The sequence below is a fragment of the Sphingomonas sp. BK345 genome (assembly GCF_014193845.1).
Classification (GTDB): Bacteria; Pseudomonadota; Alphaproteobacteria; order Sphingomonadales; family Sphingomonadaceae; genus Sphingomonas.
Map to the genome: position 1 here is coordinate 90,265 of NZ_JACHZX010000001.1, position 22,571 is coordinate 112,835.

Consider the following 22,571-nt stretch of genomic DNA (forward strand, 5'->3'; position numbering starts at 1 on the left):
TACCCCGGGCCTGGTGGGGACGTTTGAGCCCACCGTCGTCACGTCGCTCCCGCGGGAGCCTCTATAGTATAGGAGACCGGATGACGCCGCGGCTCAGCCGCGGCGTCGGTCGGGTGCCGGACGCGGCACCCGCCGGCCGGGACTGTCCGTCTCGCGCATAGCTTACGCTACGCGCGTGCGGATCAGCCCATGATCTCCTGCTCGAGCTTCTTGGCGACTTCCTCGATGTTCTCGGGCGGCCAGCCGGGGATTTCCATGCCCAGCCGCAGCCCCATCGAGGAGAGCACTTCCTTGATCTCGTTGAGCGACTTGCGCCCGAAGTTCGGGGTCCGCAGCATCTCCGCCTCGGTCTTCCCGACGAGATCACCGATATAGATGATATTGTCGTTCTTGAGGCAGTTGGCCGAGCGGACCGAGAGTTCGAGCTCGTCGACCTTCTTGAGCAGGTAGCGGTTGATCTGCGCGGTGTCGCTCGCGACCTCGCCGCCCGACGCCGCCGGCGCCGCGACGCCGACCGGGGCCGAGCGCGTGACCGAGGAATCGTCGAAGTGAACGAACAGCGCCAGCTGGTCCTGCAGGATGCGGCCGGCATAGCCCACCGCGTCCTCGGGAGTGACGGTGCCGTCGGTCTCGATCGTCAGCGTCAGCTTGTCGTAATCGAGGTCCTGCCCGACGCGGGTCGGATCGACCTTGTACGACACCTGGCGCACCGGCGAGTAGAGCGCGTCGACCGGGATAAGACCGATCGGCGCATCGGCCGGCCGGTTGTTGACGGCGGCGACATAGCCCTTTCCGACGTCGGCGGTGAGCTCCATGTTGAGCGTCGCGCCCTCGTCGAGGTGGCAGATCACCAGCTCGGGGTTCATCACCTCGATGTCGCCCGACACCGCGATGTCGCCCGCCTTGACCTCGGACGGACCGGTCGCGGAGAGCTGGAGGCGCTTCGGCCCCTCGCCCTGCATGCGGATCGCGATCTGCTTGACGTTGAGGACGATGTCGGTGACGTCCTCGCGCACGCCCGCGAGCGAGCTGAACTCGTGCAGCACGTTCTCGATCTTGATCGAGGTCACCGCGGCACCCTGCAGCGAGGAGAGCAGCACGCGCCGCAGCGCGTTGCCCAGCGTCAGCCCGAAGCCACGCTCCAGCGGCTCGGCGACGAAGGTCGCCTTGCGCTTGCCGTCACCGCTCTTCTTCTCGAGCTGGTTGGGCTTCTTCAGTTCTTGCCAGTTCTTTGCGTTGACAGACAAGCTCTCGTCCCCTGGGGTTGGGCCGGCGCTGGCGGGCGCCGACCGGGTAATGGACGCAGCCGCTCGTCAGCGGCCACGCGAAGAACATCAGATCAGACGCGACGCCGCTTCGACGGACGCACGCCATTGTGCGGGATCGAGGTCACGTCGCGGATCGACGTGATCTGGAAACCGACCGCCTGCAGCGCACGCAGCGCCGACTCGCGGCCCGAACCCGGCCCCTTGACCTCGACCTCGAGCGTGCGGACGCCGTGCTCGGCGGCCTTCTTGCCCGCGTCCTCGGCTGCGACCTGCGCCGCGTACGGGGTCGACTTGCGGCTGCCCTTGAACCCCATCATGCCCGCGGACGACCAGCTGATGGCGTTGCCCTGCGCGTCGGTGATGGTGATCATGGTGTTGTTGAAGCTGGCGTTCACGTGAGCGACGCCCGCGGTGATGTTCTTGCGTTCGCGCCGGCGAATGCGCTGCGGTGCCTGAGCCATGTGGTGTTCCTGACCTTAGATTCCAATACGGAAGCCGGAAGGCTGTCCGCCTCGCGCCTGCCTCCGGCGGAGAAGAAGTGAAAATCGTCCCCGGACGATTTTCTTACTTCTTCTTACCCGCGATCGGCTTCGCCTTGCCCTTGCGGGTGCGCGCGTTGGTGTGCGTGCGCTGGCCGCGGACCGGCAGGCCCTTGCGGTGGCGCAGGCCGCGGTAGCAGGCGAGATCCATCAGGCGCTTGATGTTCATCGCGGTCTCGCGACGAAGATCACCCTCGACCGTGTAGCCGGCATCGATCGCCTCGCGGATCTGCAGCACTTCCTGATCGGTCAGGTCCTGCACGCGCCGCTCCGGCGTGATGTTCAGCTTCTCGGTCAGCTCCTTGGCCTTGGCCGGTCCGATGCCGTGGATGTAGGTCAGCGCGATCACCACGCGCTTGTTGGTCGGGATGTTAACACCCGCGATGCGTGCCATGTGCTATATGTCTCCTGTGCTCCACGGGGCGCGGCATGGCTGCACGCATCCCATCTCAACGCATTGCCTTCCGCGCCCCCGCTGGCCCGAGTCGCTCCCCGCCGAACGCAGGAAACGCGACGTGCGCACGAGTGCGACGCCGACGAGTGAGAGGTTGGAAGGAAGGGCGGATAAGCGCGCGGGAACGCACTGTCAAGCAAGCGGTTCCGAGTCGCGGCACGCCGATCGCCGCAGCGCGACCCATTTTCGCAGCGCCACAACGAACCAGGCGAGCTCGACCAGCCCGAACGGCCACGCGCCCTGGAGGAAGCCGTACGCGGAGCCCATCAGGCATCCCAAGGCGAACAGCAAAGTCCAGTACGGCGCGCGCTCCTCCATCATATAGCACAGAAGCATGAAGGAAACGGCGAACAGGCCGAAGAGGGTCAGGGCGTCCATGCGCCCGGTGTGGCGCATCGCGGAGGAGAGGGCCAGAGCCATAGGCTCAGAGCGGGGGGCACGCTATGGTGGCTTCCCGCGCGCTCTCCACGCCCGCGCTACCACCACTTAGGTCGTACGCCCGCACCCTCTTCCGTCATCCCCGCGAAGGCGGGGATCCAGACGCGCCAACCTTCGAGAGAGGGCCGGACCGTCAGCGTTTATGGATTCCCGCCTTCGCGGGAATGACGAAGACCGACAGCGCACTAGGAGGGCATCTGACTAGAAGGCGCCGATCGCGGGCGAGCGACCGTCGGTGAGGAAGCGACCGAACTGATCCCGAGCGCGCGAAGAGCCGGCGGAGGACAGGGAACCCTCCGCCGGCCTCGTCACCACCGGGAGAGAAGGTGACGAGTTCCGTATTGTCTTCGGCGATCGGACGGCGACCACCGCCGCCCGTACCCCTGCTCTACCCCGCGCACCGCTTCCGCAGCGTGGCAGGCGCATGAACTTTCCGTCATGTCTGTGAAACTGCGCCCGTATCGGTCGCGATCCCCGCGCCGAGCCCGACCCGCGGCCGCGGACGCATCTAGCGCCGCCCCCGCGCGTTCGCCCGACATGGAGGACCTACAACGCGCCTACGCCTCGTTCGAGACGTCGCATCTGCGCGCGCGCGCCGCGGTGGAGGTGACCCCGGCGGGGCTGCTTGCACTTGGCGGCATGGTGGCAGCGATCCTGGCGGGCAGCGCGGCGATCGTTCTCGCCGTGCGTCGTCCCGCCGCCCCGCCGCGACCGCTCAGCGATCGCCGAGGATCGACTCGATCGCGGCGGTGACCTGGCCGATCTCGGCCATGCCATCGACGCGGCGCACCAGCCCGCGCGACTCATAGATCGGGATGATCGGCGCGGTCTTGACGCGATACTCGGCCATGCGAGTCCGCACCGTCTGCTCATTGTCGTCGGGGCGGCGCTTGAACTCGCTCGCGCCGCAGACGTCGCATACGTCCTCGACCTTCGGGCGCTTGAACGTGTCATGATAGCCGGTGCCGCACACCGCGCAGGTAAAGCGGCCGACGATCCGCTCGACCAGCGCATCCTCGTCCACTTCGAGCTCGATGACATGGTCGAGGGTCTGGCCGCGCTCGGTCAGCAGCAGGTCGAGCGCGTCGGCCTGTGCCGCAGTGCGCGGGTAGCCGTCGAAGATCGCGCCGCTGCCGGTGCCAGCGTCCATCCGCTCGCCGATCAGCGCCGAGACGATCGCGTCCGAGACGAGCTCGCCCGCCTCCATCACCGCCTTGGCCTGGAGCCCTACCGGCGTGCCCGCCTTGACCGCGGCGCGCAGCATGTCGCCGGTGGAGAGCTGGACCATGTCGCGCTCCTCGACCAGCCGCTGCGCCTGGGTGCCCTTGCCCGCCCCCGGCGGCCCCAGCAGAATGATGTTCACGAGATAACGCCTCCCTGTCGCGTCGTACCGCGCCCCGCGATCAGCGGCGGCGCGCGCCCTTCAGTTTCGCCTTCTTGATCAGGTCGCCATACTGATGCGCCAGCAGGTGCGACTGGATCTGGGTGACGGTGTCCATCGTCACGTTGACCACGATCAGCAGGCTGGTGCCGCCGAGATAGAAGGGGATCGACAGCGCCGACACCAGATATTCGGGGACGACGCAGATGAACGTCAGATAGGCAGCGCCGATCACCGTGATGCGGGTCAGCACATAATCGAAATAGCTCTCGGTGTTCTTGCCCGGACGGATGCCCGGGATGAAGCCGCCGTAGCGCTTGAGGTTCTCCGCCGTCTCCTCCGGGTTGAAGACCACCGCGGTGTAGAAGAACGAGAAGAAGATGATGCCGGCGGCGTAGAGCGCCATGTACACCGGCGAGCCGTGCTGGAGATACTGGTTCAGGCCGATCAGGATGTCGCCGAAACGGCTTTCGCCCGAGACCCGGTTGCCCGCGAACTGCGTGATCGTCAGCGGCAGCAGCAGCAGCGACGAGGCGAAGATCGGTGGGATCACGCCCGCGGTGTTGATCTTGAGCGGCAGGTGGCTGCGATCAGCCTGCATGCCGCGCTGCGTCTGGCGCTTGGGATATTGGATCAGGATGCGGCGCTGCGCACGCTCCATGAAGCAGATCAGCAGGATCAGGCCCGCCACCACGGCGATGATCAGCACCACCGAGATCGGGTTCATCGACCCCGAGCGCCCGCCCTCGAGCAGGTTGACCAGGGTGGTCGGCAGGTGCGCGACGATGCCCGCCATGATGATCAGCGAGACGCCGTTGCCGATGCCGCGGCTGGTGATCTGCTCGCCCAGCCACATCAGGAACATCGTGCCGCCAATCAGCGAGATCACCGCGCCGACGCGGAACACCATGCCTGGCTCGATCACCGCCCCGCCGGCCTCGAGCCCGCGCGCGATGAAATAGCCCTGCACCGCGGTCAGCGCGACGGTGCCGTAGCGGGTGTATTGATTGAGCTTCTTCCGCCCGGACTCGCCTTCCTTCTTGATCGCGGCGAGCTGCGGGCTCAGCGAGGTGGCGAGCTGCACCACGATCGAGGCGGTGATGTACGGCATCACGCCCAGCGCGATCAGCGACGCGCGCGACAGCGATCCGCCCGAGAAGGTGTTGAAGAAGTCGAGCACGCCGCCCTTCATCCGCTCGGCGAGCACGCCGAGCTGGGTGGGGTCGATCCCGGGCAGCGGCACGTAGCTCAGCAGCCGGAAGACGATCAGCGCACCGATCGTGAACCACAGCCTTTTCTTGAGGTCGGTCGCCTGCGCGAATTTCGCGAGGCTGATGCTCTGCGCCATCTGGTCGGCTGCGGATGCCATCGTATCGGTGTATCCTGGAAACGAAGAACGGCGGGATGCGTTTGTACCGCCCCGCCGCTCATATAGGCGCATCAGGCGCCATGTCTAACCCGGTCTGACCGGATCACGCGCGGCGCGAGCATCTGCGACGCTCGCTCAATTCGTCACCCCGGGCCCGCTCCGGGGATCATGGTGCCGCGCGCCACAACAAGCGTTGCGCGTGCGGCGACATGGATCCCGGGTCAAGCCCGAGGCGCCGGGAGAGCGTCGGGAGCGGCTTACGCCTGCGTCTGCGCCTGCTTGCGCGCGGCCTGCGCGGTGCGGTGCTTGGCCTTGTGCTTGTCCGCAGCGGGGACGATCTCGGGCACAGTAACCGAGCCGCCGAGCTTCTCGACCGCCTCGCGCGCCGACGCCGACACGCCAGCGACCGTGAAATTGAGCTTCGTGGTCAGCTCGCCCTTGCCGAGCAGCCGCACGCCGTCCTTACCGCCGCGCGCGAGGCCGGCCGCCTTGAGCGCGGCATGGTCCAGGTCGGTGCCGGTCAGCTTGCCCGACTCGATCGCCTTCTGGATCTCGCCGAGGTTCACCGTGGCATAGTCCTTGGCGAAGATGTTGTTGAAGCCGCGCTTCGGCAGCCGCATGTGGAGCGGCATCTGGCCGCCCTCGAAGCCCGCGATGCTGACACCCTCGCGGCTCTTCTGTCCCTTGACGCCGCGGCCACCGGTCTTGCCCTTACCCGAGCCGATACCGCGGCCGACGCGGATCTTGCGGTGGCGGGCGCCCTGGTTGTCGCTGAGTTCGTTGAGCTTCATGATTTGCACTCGCTTTCGCTTCTGTCGCGCTGAAAAACAGGAAGGGGGCCGGTTAGCCCCCTTCCCTCGTCTTGTCACTAGTCAGGTGAGAAAGGCTCAGCCCTCCACCACCTCGACCATGTGCTGCACCTTGCGGATCATGCCGCGCACCTCGGGGCTGTCCTGCAGCTCCGCGACGCGGTGCATCTTGTTGAGGCCCAGGCCGATGAGCGTCGCGCGCTGGTCCTTGGTCCGCCGGATCGGCGAGCCGGTCTGCTTCACCTTGATGGTCGCCATGTCGCTCACTCCACCACTGCCGCGGCATCCGCCTCGGCGGTCGCCGCGTCCGCGCCGTGCGCGCGGCCGAGCAGGTCGGCGATCTTCTTGCCGCGACGCTGCGCCACCGCCTTCGGCGAGGTCTGCGTGTTCAGCGCCTCGAAGGTCGCACGGATCATGTTGTACGGGTTCGAGGTGCCGACCGACTTGGTCACCACGTCGGCGACGCCGAGGCTCTCGAACACCGCGCGCATCGGACCGCCGGCGATGATGCCGGTGCCCTGCGGCGCCGAGCGCAGCGTCACGCGACCCGCGCCGAAGTGGCCGTTGCCGTCGTGGTGCAGCGTGCGGCCTTCCTTCAGCGGCACGCGGACCATCTTCTTCTTCGCCGCGGCGGTCGCCTTGGAGATCGCCTCAGGGACCTCGCGCGCCTTGCCGTGGCCGAAGCCGACGCGGCCCTTGCCGTCGCCCACCACGACCAGCGCCGCGAAGCCGAAGCGCTTGCCGCCCTTTACCGTCTTCGAGACGCGATTGATGTGGACGAGCTTCTCGATCAGCTCCTCACCGCCGTCGTCGTTGTTGCGACGGTCGTCGCGACGCCCACGGTTGCCGTCACGGCCTCCGCGCCCCCCACGATCGTTTCCGCCGCGACCACCGCCGCCGCCACGGCCGCCGCGCGCGCCGCGCGGCGGGCCATTGTCCTGCGGCGCGGACTGCACCGGTGCCGCCTGGGCCTCGGCCTCGGGCGCCTGCGTCTGCTGGTTCTCGTCAGCCATGTCTTAGAACTCCAGTCCGGCTTCGCGCGCGGCCTCGGCCAGCGCCTTCACCCGGCCGTGAAAGAGGAAGCCACCACGGTCGAACACGACCTGCGTGACACCGGCGGCCTTGGCCGCCTCGGCGACGCGCTTGCCCACCTCGGTCGCGGCCGCGACGGTCGCGGTCTTGCCCTCGTGCCCGGCCAGCGTCGAGGCCGAAGCCACGGTGTGGCCGTTGGCGTCGTCGATGACCTGGGCGTAGATGTGCTTGCCCGAGCGATGCACCGACAGGCGCGGACGCGTGCCAGCCCGCGCGCGCAGCGCGGTGCGGTTGCGGCGACGCCGCTTGTCGAAAAGCGAAAGACCCTTGGTCACTTCTTCTTCCCTTCCTTACGGAAGATATACTCGCCGTCGTACTTGATGCCCTTGCCCTTGTACGGCTCGGGCTTACGCCAGCGGCGGATCTCGGCGGCCAGCTGGCCGACGCGCTGCTTGTCCGCACCGCTGATCTCGACGGTGGTCGCGTCCGGCGTCTTCACCTCGATGCCCTCGGGCACCTCGATGTTGACGTCATGGCTGTAGCCGAGCTGCAGGCGCAGGTTGCGGCCCTGCGCCGCGGCGCGGTAGCCGACGCCGGTGATCAGCAGCTTCTTGGTGAAGCCCTCGGTCACGCCGGTGACGAGGTTCTGCACCAGCGTCCGCTGCATGCCCCAGAAGGCGCGCGCGCGCTTGGTGTCGTTGGCCGGCTGCACGCCGATCGAGTCACCCTGCACGTCGTAGCTGATCAGGTCCGACAGCGGCATCGTCAGGGTGCCCTTGGGGCCCTTGACCGACAGCTCGTTGCCGTGGCGGGTGGCGGTGACGCCCGAAGGGATCGGGACCGCCTTCTTGCCGATGCGGCTCATCAGAACACCTCCGCCAGCACTTCGCCGCCGACGTTCTGCTCGCGCGCCTCGGCGTCCGACAGAACGCCCTTCGGCGTTGACACGATGGTGATGCCCAGGCCGTTCATCACGCGCGGCAGCTCGGTGGCGCCGGAATAGATGCGACGGCCCGGCTTCGAGACGCGCGCGACATGCTTGATCGCGGGCTGGCCTTCGAAATACTTGAGCTCGATGCGGACGCCCTTGGTGGACGCGCCCTTGCCGAGCGCGAGCTCCTCCTCGGAATAGCCGCGGATGTAGCCCTCGCGCTGGAGCACGTCGAGCACGCGGACGCGCAGCTTCGACGCGGGCGACAGCACGCTGTCCTTGCGCGCGCGCTGGCCGTTGCGGATGCGGGTGAGCAGGTCACCCAGGGGATCGGTCACTGCCATCGTACGTCCTTACCAGCTCGACTTGGTGAGACCCGGGATCAGGCCCTTGTTGGCCAGATCGCGCAGCATCACACGGGCAAGCCCGAACTTGCGGTAGTAAGCACGCGGACGACCGGTCAGCGCGCAGCGGTTGCGGATACGCGTCGGATTGGCGTTGCGGGGCAGCTCCGCCATCTTCAGCCGCGCGATGAGACGCTCGGTCTCGTCGAGCGACTGGTCGTTCGCGGTTGCCTTCAGCTTCGCCAGCTTGGGCGCATATTGCGCCACCAGCTTCTTGCGACGCTCGTTCTTGTTCACGGAACTCAGTTTCGCCATGGACTTAAGCTCTCTTTATCAGACCAGCGAGACGGTCATGCCGCCTTCTTCGCGTCAGTCGTTTCGTCCTCGATCGGGAACGGGAAGCCGAACAGGCGGAGCAGCTCGCGCGCCTCGTCGTCGGTCTTCGCGGTCGTGGTCACGATCACGTCCATGCCGCGCACCTTGTCGATGCGGTCATAGTTGATCTCCGGGAACACGATCTGCTCCTTGATGCCGCAGGCGTAGTTGCCGCGGCCGTCGAAGCTCTTCGGGTTCAGCCCGCGGAAGTCGCGGACGCGCGGTAGCGCGATGGTGATGAAGCGGTCGAGGAACTCGTACATGCGCTCGCGGCGAAGGGTGACCTTCACGCCGATCGGCATGCCCTCGCGCAGCTTGAACTGCGCGATCGACTTCTTCGCCTTGGTGACGACCGGCTTCTGACCGGCGATCAGCTCCATCTCCGACGCGGCCTGGTCGACACGCTTCTTGTCCTGGGTCGCCTCGCCGACGCCCATGTTGAGCACGATCTTGTCGATCCGCGGGATCTCGTTGACGTTCTTGTAGCCGAACTTCTCGGTCATCGCCGCGACGATGCGATCCTCGTAGATCGCCTTCATGCGGGGCTTGTAGGCGTCAGCCATCGATCTTCTCCCCGGTCTTCACCGCGACGCGGACCTTCTTGCCATCCTGCGTCTCGAAACGGACGCGCGTCGGCTTGCCGTCGGCGGTGACGTGCGCCACCTTCGACACGTGCAGCGGCGCCTCGATGCGCTCGAGCCCGCCCTGCGGGTTCGCCTGCGTCGGCTTGCGGTGACGGGTAGCGACGTTGACGCCGCCGACGATCACCTTGCTATCCTTCGGCATCGACTGGGTGACCGTGCCGGTCTTGCCCTTGTCCTTGCCGGAAAGGACGACGACCTGATCGCCCTTCTTGATCTTCGCGGCGGCCATTACAGCACCTCCGGCGCGAGGCTGATAATCTTCATGTGCTTCTTGCCGCGTAGCTCGCGCACGACCGGGCCGAAGATACGGGTGCCGATCGGCTCCTCGTTCTTGTTGACCAGCACCGCGGCATTGCCGTCGAACCGGATCACCGAGCCGTCGGCGCGGCGAATGTCCTTGGCGGTACGCACGATCACCGCGCGGTGAACGTCACCCTTCTTCACGCGGCCACGCGGCTGCGCTTCCTTGACGCTGACGACGATGATGTCGCCGACGCCGGCCGTGCGGCGCTTGGACCCGCCAAGCACCTTGATGCACTGCACCCGCTTCGCGCCGCTATTGTCAGCGACGTCGAGATTGGACTGCATCTGGATCATCGATCCGCTTCCTTCTCGCCTTGGGGTGGATTCCGACCCAGCCCCGCCTAAAAAAACGACCCCCGGCAGGCGCATGGCCGTACCGAGGGGAGCGGCCGGTTAGCCGCTCCGCGGGCGAAAGGCAAGTGCCCTGTCCCCACGTCTTCCCGCCACGCTCGGCTGGTCTCCGCGGCCAGGCCGCGGACCCTTCCCGAAACGCCGGCGGGCGCGCTCAGCGACGCTTACGCGTCGACGTCGACCCGCTCGGGCGCGACATGCGTGTTCACGCGGTCGACGACCTTCCAGGTCTTCAGCTTGGAGATCGGCGCGGTCTCTTCGATGCGCACGGTCTCGCCCTGCTTATACTCGTTCGCCTCGTCATGGGCGTGGTACTTCTTCGAGCGGCGGATGATCTTGCCGTAGAGCGGGTGCTTCACCTTGCGCTCCACGTTGACGATCACCGTCTTCTCGCCCTTGTCGGAGACGATCACTCCGGTCAGCACGCGCTTCGGCATGTGCGTCGTCCTCTTACTTGGCCGCAGCCGCAGCATTGCGCTGCGCCTGAAGGGTCTTGATGCGGGCGATGTCCTTGCGGACCTCACGCACGCGGCTCGGCTTCTCGAGCTGGCTGGTCGCCGCCTGGAAGCGCAGATTGAACTGCTCGCGCTTCAGGTTGCCCAGGCTCTCGGCGAGCTGGTCGTCGCTCTGGCCGGTGAAGTCGGTGGTATTTGCCATCTTACTCGCCTCCCAGGTGCGAGGTGTCGCCGAGGCGCGCCACGACCTTGGTCTTGATCGGCAGCTTCATCGCGGCGCGCTCGAACGCCTCCGCGGCGAGCGGCCCCTCGACGCCGTCGAGCTCGAACAGGATCCGGCCCGGCTTGACGCGCGCCGCCCAGAACTCGGGCGAACCCTTGCCTGAGCCCATGCGGACTTCGGCGGGCTTGCTCGACACCGGCACGTCCGGGAACACGCGGATCCACAGACGCCCCTGGCGCTTGATGTGGCGCGTGATCGCGCGGCGGGCCGCCTCGATCTGACGCGCGGTGATACGATCCGGCTCCATCGCCTTGAGGCCATAGGAGCCGAAGTTCAGCGAGGTGCCGCCCTTGGCGTCGCCGTGGATACGGCCCTTGAACGCCTTGCGGAACTTGGTGCGCTTCGGTTGCAGCATTGCCTTATTCCTTAGCGGCGGTCATCGCGCGCAGGGCGCACGCCGGAGGTCTGGGCCTCCATCATGAGGCGATCGGTTGCCATCGGGTCGTGCCCGAGGATCTCGCCCTTGAACACCCACACCTTGACGCCGCAGACGCCATAGGCGGTGTGCGCCTCGGCCTCGGCATAGTCGATGTTGGCGCGCAGCGTGTGCAGCGGCACCCGGCCCTCGCGATAGCTCTCCGAGCGCGCGATCTCGGCGCCGCCAAGGCGGCCGCCGCAATAGACCTTGATGCCGTCCGCACCGAGGCGCATCGCCGACTGCACCGCGCGCTTCATCGCGCGGCGGAAGGCGATACGACGCTCGAGCTGATCCGCGATGCCCTGCGCGACGAGCTTGGCGTCGACCTCGGGCTTGCGGATCTCGACGATGTTCAGCGACACGTCCGAGCTGGTCATCGCGCCGAGCGTCTTGCGCAGCTTCTCGATGTCCGAGCCCTTCTTGCCGATGATCACGCCGGGGCGTGCGGCGAAGACCGAGATGCGGCACAGCTTGGCGGGACGATCGATCACCACCTTCGAGATCGCCGCCTGCGGCAGCGTCTTGATGATGTACTGACGGATCTTGAGATCCTCCAGCAGCAGGCGACGATAATCGTCGCCCTCGGCGTACCAGCGGCTGTCCCAGGTGCGATTGATCTGCAGGCGCAGACCGATGGGATTGCTCTTGTGACCCATTAGGCTTCTTCCTGCTCGCGCACGACGATCCGCAGCCGCGAGAACGGCTTGAGGATGCGGGTGGACTTGCCGCGGCCGCGCGTGGCGAACCGCTTCATGGTGATCGACTTGCCGACCGACGCCTCGGCGACGACGAGCGCGTCGACGTCGAGGTTGTGGTTGTTCTCGGCGTTGGCGATGGCCGAGGCCAGCACCTTGCGCGCGTCGACCGCCATCGACTTCTTGGAAAAGGCAAGGATGTTCATCGCGTCGGCCGCCGAGCGGCCGCGGATCAGCGCCGCCACCAGGCCCAGCTTCTGCGCCGAGCCGCGGATCTGCGTGCCGACCGAGAGGGCTTCCTTCTCGCCGACCTTGCGGGGGGATGCAGGCTTGCTCATCAGCGCTTGCCCTTCTTGTCAGCCGCGTGACCCGGGAAGAACCGGGTGGGCGCGAACTCGCCGAGCTTCATGCCGACCATGTCCTCGTTGACCGAGACGGGCACGAACTTGCGGCCGTTGTAGACCGAGAACGTCAGACCGACGAACTGCGGCAGGATGGTGGAGCGGCGCGACCAGGTCTTGATCGGCGCGCGCCCGCCGGCGTCCTGCGCGGCCTCGGCCTTCTTGAGCAGGCTCAGTTCGACGAACGGGCCCTTCCAGACAGAGCGAGCCATTACTTCTTCCTCGCGTGGCGGCTACGGATGATCATCTTGTCCGTAGATTTGTTGTGGCGGGTGCGCGCACCCTTCGTCGGCTTGCCCCACGGCGTGACCGGGTGGCGGCCGCCCGAGGTCCGGCCTTCACCACCGCCGTGCGGGTGGTCGACCGGGTTCTTGGCCACGCCGCGCGTCAGCGGGCGCTTGCCCATCCAGCGCGAGCGGCCAGCCTTGCCGAGGTTCTGGTTCTGGTTGTCGGGGTTCGACACCGCACCGATCGTCGCCATGCACTCGCCATGGATGTAGCGCTGCTCACCCGAGTTGAGGCGGACGATGACCATGCCGCGGTCGCGACCGACGACCTGCACATAGGTGCCGGCCGAACGCGCGATCTGACCGCCCTTGCCCGGCTTCATCTCCACGTTGTGGACGATGGTGCCGACCGGGATCTGGCCCAGCTCCATGGCATTGCCCGGCTTCACGTCGGTCTTCTTGCCCGCGATCACCTTGTCGCCCGGCGCGAGCCGCTGCGGCGCGATGATATAGGCCAGCTCCTCGTCGGGATACTTGACCAGCGCGATGAAGGCGGTGCGGTTCGGGTCATACTCGAGCCGCTCGACCGTGCCCTCGACGTCCCACTTGCGCCGCTTGAAATCGACGTAGCGGTAGCGCTGCTTGTGACCGCCCGCGATGCCGCGCGAGGTCACATGGCCCTTGTTGTTGCGACCGCCGGTCTTGCGCTTGCCCTCGGTCAGCGCCTTGACGGGCTTGCCCTTGTACAGCGCCGACTTGTCGACGAGGACGAGGCCGCGCTGCGCCGGCGACGTCGGGTTATAATGCTTGAGTGCCATCTTACTTGGCCCCCTCGGTGACGTCGATCGACTGGCCCTCGCGGAGCGTGACGATCGCCTTCTTGACATCGGAGCGACGGTAGGGCGCACCCTTCCAGCGCTTGGTCTTGCCCTTCTGGACGATCGTGTTCACGCCCGTGACGCTGACGCCGAAGAGCGCCTCCACAGCCGCCTTGATCTGGGGCTTGGTCGCCTTGTTGGCGACCTTGAAGACCACCGCGTTCTGCTCGGAGAGCAGGGTCGCCTTCTCGGTGATGTGCGGCGCGACAATCACGTCGTAGTGACGGTTGTCGATCGCCTCTGCCGGCTTAGCCATTGAAGCGCGCCTCCAGCTTCTCGACCGCCGCGCGCGTCAGCACCAGCGTGTCTGCCTTGATGATGTCGTAGACGTTCGCGCCGACCGCCGGGAGCAGGTCCACGCCCGGCAAGTTGCGACCGGCGCGGAAGCTCTCGCCCGCCTCGCCGTCGATCACCAGCGTGCGCTTGCCCGTGGTGAGCGTGGCGAAATGGCCCTTGAGCTCCTTCGTCTTCTGCACCTCGAACGCGTCCAGCACGATCAGCGAGCCGGCCTTGGCATGGCTGCTGAGCGCCATCTTGAGACCGAGCGCGCGAATCTTCTTGTTGAGCCCGGGGTTGAAGTCGCGGACGCGGGCGCCGTGCGCCTTACCGCCGCCGATGAACACCGGGGCGCGGCGATCGCCGTGACGGGCGACACCGCCACCCTTCTGGCGACCGAGCTTCTTGCCCGAGCGAGCGACGTCGGCGCGCTCGCGCGTGCCACGCGCGGTGGCGCGACGCTTCTCGAGCTGCCAGGTCACGACGCGGTGCAGGATGTCGGCACGCGGATCGAGACCGAAGACCTCGTCGTTGAGCTCGATGTCCGCTGCGTCGGTGCCGGCGAAGGAGGAAACCTTGACCTTCACGTTCAGCCCTCCTGGCCGTCGGTCGCGGGGGCATCGACCGACGTGTCGGCCGGCGTGTTCGCCGCGCTGTTGTTGTTGGCCGCCGACTTGATCGACGCCGGGTACGGCGCGCTCTCGTGGCGATCCTGCTTGACCGCGTCCTTGACGAACAGCCAGCCGCCCTTCGAGCCGGGCACCGAGCCCTTCACGAAGATCAGGCCGCGCTCGACGTCGGTGCCGACGATCTCGAGGTTCTGCTGGGTGCGGTTCTTGTCACCCATGTGGCCCGCCATCTTCTTGTTCTTGAAGACGCGGCCGGGATCCTGGCGGTTACCGGTCGAACCGTGCGAGCGGTGCGACACCGACACGCCGTGGGTCGCGCGCAGACCGCCGAAGTTCCAGCGCTTCATCGCGCCGGCGAACCCCTTGCCCTGGGTACGGCCCTGGATGTCGACCAGCTGGCCAGCGACATAATGGTCCGCCGCGAGCTCGGCGCCGACGTCGAGGAGGTTCTCCTCGGTCACGCGGAACTCGTGCACCACCGCCTTGGGCTCCACCTCGGCCTTGCCAAAGTGGCCGCGCTGCGGCTTGGCGACATTCTTGCTCTTGGCGACACCTGCGCCGAGCTGGACGGCGGTGTAGCCGTCACGGTCCTTCTCGCGACGGGCGACGACCTGAAGCGCCTCGATCTGCAGGACGGTGACCGGCACGTGGCGGCCGTCGTCCTGGAACAGGCGGGTCATCCCCATTTTCTTCGCGATCACGCCAGTACGCATGATCCCTTGCTCCTTGACAGAGGCACCGCGAGGCCCATCCCCACGGTGCTTGTGACCCGCGCCTGGCGGCGCGGATCGGTCAGCCCGGAATGTGCGAAGCGTGCCCCCGTCCCGGGCTAGGCGCTTCCCCGAGGGGGAAACAGACGGGAGACGCTGACCCGGCCACCCGAGAGCGGCCAGCGGTATCTCATGGTCGTCGGAGCGTCCGCCAAGGCGGAGCGCTCGTCCGTCTCGCGCGATACGCCACGAAACGACAAACCCGCGGGACTCACGTCGACCGCGGGAGCCGGCCAATTACGCCAACCTGTTGACGCAGTCAACAGGGACCCCGGCCTTCGCCGGGGCCAAAGGCAAGCCGGCCTGCATCAGGCCAGCTTGATCTCGACGTCGACACCGGCGGCGAGGTCGAGCTTCATCAGCGCGTCCACCGTCTGCGGCGTCGGCTGCACGATGTCGAGCATGCGCTTGTAGGTGCGGACCTCGAACTGCTCGCGCGACTTCTTGTCGATGTGCGGGCCGCGGTTGACCGTGAACTTCTCGATGCGCGTCGGCAGCGGGATAGGGCCACGGATGAGCGCGCCGGTGCGGCGCGCGGTGTCGGCGATATCGCCGGTCGCCTGATCGAGCACGCGATGATCGAACGCCTTGAGGCGAATGCGGATGTTGCTGTCCATGATCCCTACCAATGCGAAAGAGCGGGGCACTTTCTCCCCCGTCACTCCGGCCGAGACCGAAGCCCTGCTACGCTAGCTTTACGCTGCCACAAGACCCCGGCCGAGACCGGGCTGACGGGACGAGAGCACCTCTTGCTGTTCTCGAACCCAAAGCGAAGGCGCGGCCATAACCGCGCTCCCATAAAAAGGCAACCGCCCGACGCACCATTCGGCGCATCGGGCGGAACCTTTCGTACCGGACCGGCGGACCGGCCCGATGCGGCTTACTTCGAAATGGCGCTCACCACGCCCGCACCCACGGTGCGGCCACCCTCGCGGATGGTGAAGCGCTGGCCGACGTCCATCGCGATCGGCGCGATCAGCTTGATGCCGAGCGCGACGTTGTCGCCCGGCATGACCATCTCGGTGCCCTCGGGCAGCTCGACGGTGCCGGTCACGTCCGTGGTGCGGAAGTAGAACTGCGGACGGTAGTTCGCGAAGAACGGCGTGTGACGGCCACCCTCGTCCTTCGACAGCACGTACACCTCCGACGAGAAGTCGGTGTGCGGCTTGATCGAGCCCGGCTTGCAGAGCACCTGACCGCGCTCGACCTCGTCGCGGGCGACGCCGCGGATCAGCGCGCCGACGTTGTCGCCAGCCTGACCCTGGTCGAGCAGCTTGCGGAACATCTCGACGCCGGTGACGGTGGTCTTGCGGACCTCCGGATGTATGCCGACGATCTCGACTTCCTCACCAACCTTGATGATGCCGGTCTCGACGCGGCCGGTCACGACGGTGCCGCGACCCGAGATAGAGAACACGTCCTCGATCGGCATCATGAACGGCTTGTCGAGCGGACGCTCCGGCTGCGGGATGTACTCGTCGACCGCCTTCATCAGCTCCATGACCGCGTCCGGCCCGAGCTTCTGGTTCGAGCCCGAGAGCGCGCAGGTGGCCGAGCCCTTGATGATCGGAATGTCGTCGCCCGGGAACTCGTACGAGCTGAGCAGCTCGCGGACTTCCAGCTCGACGAGCTCGAGGATCTCCTCGTCGTCGACCAGGTCGACCTTGTTCATGAACACGACCATCGCCGGCACGCCGACCTGGCGCGCGAGCAGGATGTGCTCGCGGGTCTGCGGCATCGGGCCGTCGGTGGCGGACACGACCAGGATCGCGCCGTCCATCTGGGCCGCGCCGGTGATCATGTTCTTGACGTAGTCGGCGTGACCCGGGCAGTCGACGTGCGCATAGTGGCGGTTGGCGGTCTCATACTCGACGTGCGCGGTCGAGATGGTGATGCCGCGCTCGCGCTCTTCCGGCGCCTTGTCGATGTTGGCGAAGTCGACCGCTGCGTTGCCCGCGACGTTCTCCGCCAGCACCTTGGTGATGGCGGCGGTCAGCGAGGTCTTGCCATGGTCGACGTGACCGATGGTGCCGATGTTCAGGTGCGGCTTGTTCCGCTCAAACTTAGCCTTAGCCATTGTTTCCCTACCTTCTGATTTCCACTGGAGCCGCACTCAGGACTCGCCGTGAAGGCGGCCCCATAGCGGCTCAATTCGTGTTGCGCAAATCCCGGCCGTTTTCCGGCGGGGCCGACGCGCGACTAAATCGCGCGTCGGACGGGCTTGGCTGGCGCCGACTCGCCGGCCGACCCTTCGGCGAGGTGGGCCAAGTCACCCTGACCCTCCCGCTTCCGGCTTAGGCCAGCTTCGCCTTGACCTCGTCGGCGACGTTCTGCGGCACCTCGTCATAGTGCGAGAACTGCATCGAGTAGCTCGCCCGCCCCTGGGTGAACGAGCGCAGCGAATTCACGTAGCCGAACATGTTCGCCAGCGGCACCATCGCGGTCACCGCCTGCGCGTTGCCACGCGTGTCGGTGCCTTGGATCTGGCCGCGCCGCGAGTTCATGTCGCCGATCACGTCGCCCAGATAATCCTCCGGGGTGACGACCTCGACCTTCATGACCGGCTCGAGCAGCGTGATGCCCGACTTCTGCGCCGCCTCGCGCATCGCACCGCGCGCAGTGATCTCGAACGCCAGCGCCGACGAGTCGACGTCGTGATACGCGCCGTCGTACAGCGTGATCTCGAAATCGATGATCGGGAAGCCGACCAGCGAGCCGGTCGCCGCGGTCTCGCGGAAGCCCTTCTCGATCGCGGGGATATATTCCTTCGGAATGTTACCGCCCTTGACCTCGTCCTTGAAGATGATGCCCGCGCCGCGCTCGCCAGGCGTCAGCTTCACCTTCACGCGACCGAACTGGCCGGTGCCGCCCGACTGCTTCTTGTGCGTGTAGTCGATGTCGACCGGCTTCTTGAGATACTCGCGATATGCCACCTGCGGCGCGCCGACATTGGCCTCGACCTTGAACTCGCGCTTCATGCGGTCGACCAGGATCTCGAGGTGAAGCTCGCCCATCCCCTTGATGATGGTCTGGCCCGACTCGTGGTCGGTCGAGACGCGGAACGAGGGGTCCTCGGCGGCCAGACGGTTGAGCGCGACGCCCATCTTCTCCTGGTCGGCCTTGGTCTTCGGCTCCACCGACAGCTCGATCACCGGCTCCGGGAACTCCATGCGCTCCAGAATGATCGGGTTGGCCGGATCGCACAGCGTGTCGCCCGTGGTGGTCTCCTTGAGGCCCGCCAGCGCGACGATGTCGCCCGCGCGCGCTTCCTCGATGTCCTCACGCGAGTTCGCGTGCATCAGGAGCATGCGACCGATCTTCTCCTTCTTGTCCTTCACCGAGTTCAGGTAGCTGCCCTTGGTGAGGACGCCCGAGTAGATGCGGGCGAAGGTGAGCGAGCCGACGAACGGGTCGTTCATGATCTTGAACGCCAGCGCCGAGAAGGGCGCGGTGTCCGACGAGGGGCGCTCGTCCGGAGTCTCGCCGTCGAGCTTGACGCCCTTGATCGCCGGCACGTCGAGCGGGCTCGGGAGATAGTCGACCACCGCGTCGAGCAGCGGCTGGACGCCCTTGTTCTTGAAAGCCGAGCCGCACACCACGGGCACGAACGCCATGTTGAGCGTGCCCTTGCGGATCAGCTTCTTGAGCGTGGCGGCGTCGGGCTCGTTGCCCTCAAGATACGCCTCCATCGCGTCGTCGTCCTGCTCGACGGCAAGCTCGATCAGGTCGTTGCGATACTTCGCTGCCTTCTCGGCCATGTCGTCAGGAATCGGCTGATACTCGAACTTCGCGCCGAGCGACTCCTCGAGCCAGATGATCGCGCGATTCTCGACCAGGTCGACGAGGCCCTTGAAGCCGCCCTCGATGCCGATCGGCAGGTACAGCACCGCCGGCTTGGCGCCGAGACGGTCGATGATCGACTGAACGCAGAAATAGAAGTCCGCGCCGGTGCGGTCGAGCTTGTTGACGAAGCACATCCGCGGCACACCGTACTTGTCGGCCTGGCGCCACACCGTCTCCGACTGCGGCTCCACGCCGGCGACGCCGTCGAAACACGCGACCGCGCCGTCGAGCACGCGAAGCGAGCGCTCCACCTCGATAGTGAAGTCGACGTGGCCCGGGGTGTCGATGATGTTGATCAGATGCTCGGGGCCCTTGCCCTCTTCGGCCTTCCACTTGCAGGTGGTGGCAGCCGACGTGATCGTGATCCCGCGCTCCTGCTCCTGCTCCATCCAGTCCATCGTCGCGGTGCCCTCATGGACCTCGCCGATCTTGTAGGACTTGCCGGTGTAATAGAGGATGCGCTCGGTCGTCGTCGTCTTGCCGGCGTCGATGTGCGCCATAATGCCGATGTTGCGGTAGAGTTCGAGCGGATGGCTGCGGGCCATGATCGGGCTTCCTTAGCGATGTGGGGAGCGCAGCGTACCGCCGGCTCCCCACGATATAGGTCAGTTCTGAGACGCTTCCAAGACAGGCCGCGTCCGCACCGCCGGTGTTACCAACGATAGTGCGAGAAGGCGCGGTTGGCCTCGGCCATGCGGTGCGTGTCCTCCCGCTTCTTCACCGCGTTGCCGCGGTTGTTCGAGGCGTCGAGGAGCTCGCCCGAGAGGCGCGCCGACATCGTGTTCTCGCTGCGGCCGCGCGCGGCGGTGATCAGCCAGCGGATCGCCAGCGCCTGCGCGCGCTCGGGACGCACCTCGACCGGAACCTGGTAGGTCGCACCGCCGACGCGGCGGCTGCGGACCTCGATGCCCGGCTTGATGTTGTTCAGCGCGTCGTGGAACACGCCGATCGGCTCGCGCTTGGCGCGGGTCTCGACGGTGGTGAGCGCCGAATAGACGATGCCCTCGGCGACCGACTTCTTACCGTCGAGCATGACCGAGTTCATGAACTTGGAGAGAACCTCATCCCCGTACACGGGATCAGGCAGGATTTCCCGCTTCTCGGGACGACGACGACGCGCCATGTGATGTTACCTTTCAATCAGCTGGTGAGAATACGGGAGCGGCTTACTTCGGCCGCTTCGCACCGTACTTCGAGCGCGACTGGCGGCGATCCTTGACGCCCTGTGTGTCGAGCACGCCGCGCAGCACGTGGTAGCGCACGCCCGGAAGGTCGCGCACACGGCCGCCGCGGATCAGCACCACCGAGTGCTCCTGCAGGTTGTGGCCCTCGCCCGGAATGTAGCTGATGACCTCGCGCTGGTTGGTCAGGCGGACCTTGGCCACCTTGCGCAGCGCCGAGTTCGGCTTCTTCGGGGTCGTGGTATAGACACGGGTGCAGACGCCGCGCTTCTGCGGGTTCTGCTCCATCGCAGGGACCTTGGACTTGGCCTTCTGCGGCTCGCGGCCCTTGCGGACCAGCTGGTTGATCGTCGGCATGAAGCCTTCACCTTATCTGGAGGTTACTTTGCTGGAGCCCTGACAAGACTTGGAATACGAAAAGGACCGTGCGGCAGCCGGTAACGGCGGCCTCAGGCCCTTGATGCATCCAGCAATGTTCAAGCTGCCGGGCAGAAGTTGCCTTCCACCCGGACGGGGGCGCCTATACGCGCGCCGGGCGCGTCGGTCAATCGCCCGCTCTCTCGCTCACTTGAGCGGGTCGTGCCCCCAGTTCATCAGCGAGTAGCGCCAGTCGGAGTGCTCCTTGTCCTTCGCCGGCCCGCCCTGCGCGAGGTGGCGGTGGACGTAGCCGAGCACCGTCTTCATGTGCGTGTAATCATCGTCGGTGAGGTCGGCCTTCTTGGTGCGCTTGAGTTCGACGATGCGTCGGCCGGAGCGATGCCCGACGCTCTCGCCGTCGCCTTTGCCGTCGTCGCCCTTCCAGCCGACCCGCTTGCTGTCGTCGCTGTCGAGGAAGCGCTCCAGCTCGGCCGGGGCCATATTGACCGCCTCGTTGAACTCCTTGGCGATCCGATCGTGATCGTCGTGCTGCTCGGCCATGTCGCTCTCCTCGCGCGGTGAAAGCGCGAGGAGAGTGAAGGGTTTCACTTCACCTCGACGCCGCCCTTCACCACCGCGACCGGGTGCTCCAGCACGGTGACGTCGCGCAGCGGGTCGCCGCGGACCGCGACCATGTCGCCGAAACGCCCGACTGCGATCGTCCCGACGTCGGCCTCGCGCCCGAGCGCGCGTGCGGCGCTGGTGGTGGCCGCGCGGATCGCGTCGAGCGGGGTCATGCCCCATTGCACCATCTTGGCGAACTGCCTGGCATTGTCGCCGTGCGGATAGACGCCCGCGTCGGTGCCGAAGGTCATCGCCACGCCCATGCGGAAGGCGCGCTGGAAGGTCTGGCGCTGCTTGAGCCCGATCGCCTTCTCCTTGTCGAGGCTTTCCTGCTCGGTGCCGTTCTTGGTGCCGGTAGCGAGGATATAATCGTCGTTGTAGATATCCATGTCGAACCAGGTCTTGTGCTCGATCGCGAGCTTCATCGCCTCGTCCGAGGCGAGGCTGACGTGCTCGATCGTGTCGATGCCGGCGCGGATCGCGGCCTTGATCCCATCGTCGCCGTGCGCGTGCGCCGCCACCTTGAGGTGGAGCATATGCGCCTCGTCCGCGATCGCGCGCATCTCCTCCTCGCTGAGCTGCTGCCCGCCGACCGAGTCGCCCAGCGAGAAGACGCCGCCGGTGGCGCAGATCTTGATCACCTCGGCGCCATATTTGTGCAGCCACCGCACCTTGGCGCGCGCCTCCTCGGGCGAGTTCACCACCGAGGGCAGCTTCTTGTCGTAGGAGGGCGGCAGCGCGTTGTCGTCGCAATGCCCGCCGGTCGCGCCGATGGCATAGCCCGCGGGCACGATTCGCGGCCCGATCACCCAACCGCCGTCGATCGCCTCCTTGAGGCCGATGTCCTGAAAGTCCCCCGCGCCGACGTTGCGCACGGTGGTGAAGCCCGCGCGTAGCGTCTTGGCGGCGTTGGCGACGCTGATCGCGCCCCAGAAGCTGTCGGTGTACTTGAGCGTCTGATACCCGCCGATCTCGGCCAGGCTGGTGAGGTGGACATGCATGTCGATCAGCCCGGGGACGAGCGTGACGTCGCCGAGATCGACGCGGCGCGCGTCCACCGGGATCGCGGGGCGGCTCGCCCCGCCGGCGGCGACCGCGGCGATGCGGCCGTCGGTGACGACGATCACCGGGTCGGACACGATCGCACCCTTGTCGACGTCGAGCATGCGCGCCGCGGTGACGACGACGCTCTCCGCGCTCGCCGGCCCCGCGCCGGCGAGCGCGATGGCCACCGCGGCGACGCGCGGCAGGACGGTCAGTCTCATACGTGTTTCCCCCTTGTTTCCCGGCACGATG

General features: G+C 66.7%; 33 protein-coding genes. All 33 read right to left on the minus strand.

The annotated features are described in order from the left end of the window. Positions 1-182 precede the first annotated feature (182 nt). Positions 183-1,247, minus strand: coding sequence for a DNA-directed RNA polymerase subunit alpha (locus FHY03_RS00345; RefSeq protein ID WP_183921102.1), 1,065 nt, complete (start codon positions 1,245-1,247; stop codon positions 183-185). 92 nt (positions 1,248-1,339) lie between these two features. After that, positions 1,340-1,729, minus strand: a complete 390-nt coding sequence (rpsK, locus tag FHY03_RS00350; protein ID WP_019516037.1) for a 30S ribosomal protein S11 — start codon at positions 1,727-1,729, stop codon at positions 1,340-1,342. A gap of 103 nt (positions 1,730-1,832) precedes the next feature. Then, entirely contained in the window at positions 1,833-2,201 is a 369-nt protein-coding gene (gene rpsM, locus FHY03_RS00355; protein ID WP_132909157.1) for a 30S ribosomal protein S13, read from the minus strand. Positions 2,202-2,393: 192 nt separating this feature from the next. Continuing rightward, complete coding sequence (locus tag FHY03_RS00360) at positions 2,394-2,639, minus strand: hypothetical protein (protein ID WP_183928060.1); 246 nt, start codon at positions 2,637-2,639, stop codon at positions 2,394-2,396. Positions 2,640-3,414: 775 nt separating this feature from the next. Continuing rightward, positions 3,415-4,062, minus strand: coding sequence for an adenylate kinase (locus FHY03_RS00365; protein ID WP_183928062.1), 648 nt, complete (start codon positions 4,060-4,062; stop codon positions 3,415-3,417). Positions 4,063-4,102: 40 nt separating this feature from the next. Then, positions 4,103-5,449: a preprotein translocase subunit SecY gene (gene secY, locus FHY03_RS00370; RefSeq protein ID WP_183921106.1), complete on the minus strand. Its 1,347-nt coding sequence runs from the start codon at positions 5,447-5,449 to the stop codon at positions 4,103-4,105. A gap of 257 nt (positions 5,450-5,706) precedes the next feature. Then, a complete protein-coding gene (gene rplO, locus FHY03_RS00375) occupies positions 5,707-6,240 on the minus strand; it encodes a 50S ribosomal protein L15 (RefSeq protein ID WP_132909152.1) in 534 nt (177 codons plus the stop codon). A gap of 96 nt (positions 6,241-6,336) precedes the next feature. Next, on the minus strand, positions 6,337-6,516 hold the full coding sequence (gene rpmD / locus FHY03_RS00380) for a 50S ribosomal protein L30 (protein WP_183921107.1): 180 nt from the start codon (positions 6,514-6,516) through the stop codon (positions 6,337-6,339). Between the two features lie 5 nt (positions 6,517-6,521). Further along, positions 6,522-7,271, minus strand: coding sequence for a 30S ribosomal protein S5 (rpsE, locus tag FHY03_RS00385; RefSeq protein WP_260158584.1), 750 nt, complete (start codon positions 7,269-7,271; stop codon positions 6,522-6,524). A 3-nt stretch (positions 7,272-7,274) separates the two neighbouring features. Next, the gene (gene rplR / locus FHY03_RS00390; protein WP_132909149.1) at positions 7,275-7,625 is read right to left on the minus strand and encodes a 50S ribosomal protein L18; all 351 of its coding nucleotides are present in this window, start codon (positions 7,623-7,625) and stop codon (positions 7,275-7,277) included. Next, positions 7,622-8,155 carry a 50S ribosomal protein L6 gene (gene rplF / locus FHY03_RS00395; protein ID WP_183921108.1) on the minus strand — a complete coding sequence of 178 codons (534 nt, stop codon included), beginning with the start codon at positions 8,153-8,155 and terminating at the stop codon, positions 7,622-7,624. Before rplF ends, rplR begins: the two co-directional genes overlap by 4 nt. Then, positions 8,155-8,565: a 30S ribosomal protein S8 gene (gene rpsH, locus FHY03_RS00400; protein ID WP_132909147.1), complete on the minus strand. Its 411-nt coding sequence runs from the start codon at positions 8,563-8,565 to the stop codon at positions 8,155-8,157. Before rpsH ends, rplF begins: the two co-directional genes overlap by 1 nt. Positions 8,566-8,574: 9 nt before the next feature. Beyond that, positions 8,575-8,880 (minus strand): 30S ribosomal protein S14, encoded by a 306-nt coding sequence (gene rpsN / locus FHY03_RS00405; protein ID WP_183921109.1) that lies wholly within the window; start codon positions 8,878-8,880, stop codon positions 8,575-8,577. Between the two features lie 35 nt (positions 8,881-8,915). Beyond that, the gene (gene rplE / locus FHY03_RS00410; protein WP_183921110.1) at positions 8,916-9,503 is read right to left on the minus strand and encodes a 50S ribosomal protein L5; all 588 of its coding nucleotides are present in this window, start codon (positions 9,501-9,503) and stop codon (positions 8,916-8,918) included. Continuing rightward, positions 9,496-9,813, minus strand: coding sequence for a 50S ribosomal protein L24 (rplX, locus tag FHY03_RS00415; protein WP_183921111.1), 318 nt, complete (start codon positions 9,811-9,813; stop codon positions 9,496-9,498). Before rplX ends, rplE begins: the two co-directional genes overlap by 8 nt. After that, positions 9,813-10,181 carry a 50S ribosomal protein L14 gene (gene rplN / locus FHY03_RS00420; protein WP_022687056.1) on the minus strand — a complete coding sequence of 123 codons (369 nt, stop codon included), beginning with the start codon at positions 10,179-10,181 and terminating at the stop codon, positions 9,813-9,815. Before rplN ends, rplX begins: the two co-directional genes overlap by 1 nt. Before the next feature lie 221 nt (positions 10,182-10,402). After that, a complete protein-coding gene (gene rpsQ / locus FHY03_RS00425) occupies positions 10,403-10,675 on the minus strand; it encodes a 30S ribosomal protein S17 (protein ID WP_132909143.1) in 273 nt (90 codons plus the stop codon). A 13-nt stretch (positions 10,676-10,688) separates the two neighbouring features. Continuing rightward, complete coding sequence (rpmC, locus tag FHY03_RS00430) at positions 10,689-10,895, minus strand: 50S ribosomal protein L29 (RefSeq protein WP_183921112.1); 207 nt, start codon at positions 10,893-10,895, stop codon at positions 10,689-10,691. A 1-nt stretch (position 10,896) separates the two neighbouring features. Next, positions 10,897-11,331 carry a 50S ribosomal protein L16 gene (rplP, locus tag FHY03_RS00435; protein WP_022687059.1) on the minus strand — a complete coding sequence of 145 codons (435 nt, stop codon included), beginning with the start codon at positions 11,329-11,331 and terminating at the stop codon, positions 10,897-10,899. An 11-nt stretch (positions 11,332-11,342) separates the two neighbouring features. Further along, positions 11,343-12,050, minus strand: a complete 708-nt coding sequence (gene rpsC, locus FHY03_RS00440; RefSeq protein ID WP_183921113.1) for a 30S ribosomal protein S3 — start codon at positions 12,048-12,050, stop codon at positions 11,343-11,345. Continuing rightward, a complete protein-coding gene (gene rplV, locus FHY03_RS00445; RefSeq protein WP_132909140.1) occupies positions 12,050-12,427 on the minus strand; it encodes a 50S ribosomal protein L22 in 378 nt (125 codons plus the stop codon). The genes rpsC and rplV overlap by 1 nt, the downstream gene beginning before the upstream one ends. After that, positions 12,427-12,702, minus strand: coding sequence for a 30S ribosomal protein S19 (gene rpsS, locus FHY03_RS00450; RefSeq protein ID WP_132909139.1), 276 nt, complete (start codon positions 12,700-12,702; stop codon positions 12,427-12,429). The genes rplV and rpsS overlap by 1 nt, the downstream gene beginning before the upstream one ends. Then, a complete protein-coding gene (rplB, locus tag FHY03_RS00455) occupies positions 12,702-13,535 on the minus strand; it encodes a 50S ribosomal protein L2 (protein ID WP_183921114.1) in 834 nt (277 codons plus the stop codon). Before rplB ends, rpsS begins: the two co-directional genes overlap by 1 nt. 1 nt (position 13,536) lies before the next feature. Further along, positions 13,537-13,851, minus strand: coding sequence for a 50S ribosomal protein L23 (locus FHY03_RS00460; protein WP_132909137.1), 315 nt, complete (start codon positions 13,849-13,851; stop codon positions 13,537-13,539). Then, positions 13,844-14,458 (minus strand): 50S ribosomal protein L4, encoded by a 615-nt coding sequence (gene rplD, locus FHY03_RS00465; protein WP_132909136.1) that lies wholly within the window; start codon positions 14,456-14,458, stop codon positions 13,844-13,846. The genes FHY03_RS00460 and rplD overlap by 8 nt, the downstream gene beginning before the upstream one ends. 2 nt (positions 14,459-14,460) lie before the next feature. Next, the gene (gene rplC, locus FHY03_RS00470) at positions 14,461-15,213 is read right to left on the minus strand and encodes a 50S ribosomal protein L3 (protein WP_183928064.1); all 753 of its coding nucleotides are present in this window, start codon (positions 15,211-15,213) and stop codon (positions 14,461-14,463) included. A gap of 365 nt (positions 15,214-15,578) precedes the next feature. After that, the gene (gene rpsJ / locus FHY03_RS00475) at positions 15,579-15,887 is read right to left on the minus strand and encodes a 30S ribosomal protein S10 (protein ID WP_007406109.1); all 309 of its coding nucleotides are present in this window, start codon (positions 15,885-15,887) and stop codon (positions 15,579-15,581) included. Between the two features lie 263 nt (positions 15,888-16,150). Then, positions 16,151-17,347, minus strand: coding sequence for an elongation factor Tu (gene tuf / locus FHY03_RS00480; protein WP_132909134.1), 1,197 nt, complete (start codon positions 17,345-17,347; stop codon positions 16,151-16,153). 217 nt (positions 17,348-17,564) lie between these two features. Next, the gene (fusA, locus tag FHY03_RS00485; protein WP_183921116.1) at positions 17,565-19,658 is read right to left on the minus strand and encodes an elongation factor G; all 2,094 of its coding nucleotides are present in this window, start codon (positions 19,656-19,658) and stop codon (positions 17,565-17,567) included. A gap of 107 nt (positions 19,659-19,765) precedes the next feature. Beyond that, a complete protein-coding gene (gene rpsG / locus FHY03_RS00490; protein WP_132909132.1) occupies positions 19,766-20,236 on the minus strand; it encodes a 30S ribosomal protein S7 in 471 nt (156 codons plus the stop codon). Positions 20,237-20,279: 43 nt separating this feature from the next. Continuing rightward, a complete protein-coding gene (rpsL, locus tag FHY03_RS00495; protein WP_029936467.1) occupies positions 20,280-20,651 on the minus strand; it encodes a 30S ribosomal protein S12 in 372 nt (123 codons plus the stop codon). Positions 20,652-20,858: 207 nt separating this feature from the next. Next, entirely contained in the window at positions 20,859-21,212 is a 354-nt protein-coding gene (locus FHY03_RS00500) for a DUF3140 domain-containing protein (protein ID WP_183921117.1), read from the minus strand. Between the two features lie 44 nt (positions 21,213-21,256). After that, a complete protein-coding gene (locus FHY03_RS00505; RefSeq protein ID WP_183928066.1) occupies positions 21,257-22,540 on the minus strand; it encodes an amidohydrolase family protein in 1,284 nt (427 codons plus the stop codon). Positions 22,541-22,571 lie beyond the last annotated feature (31 nt).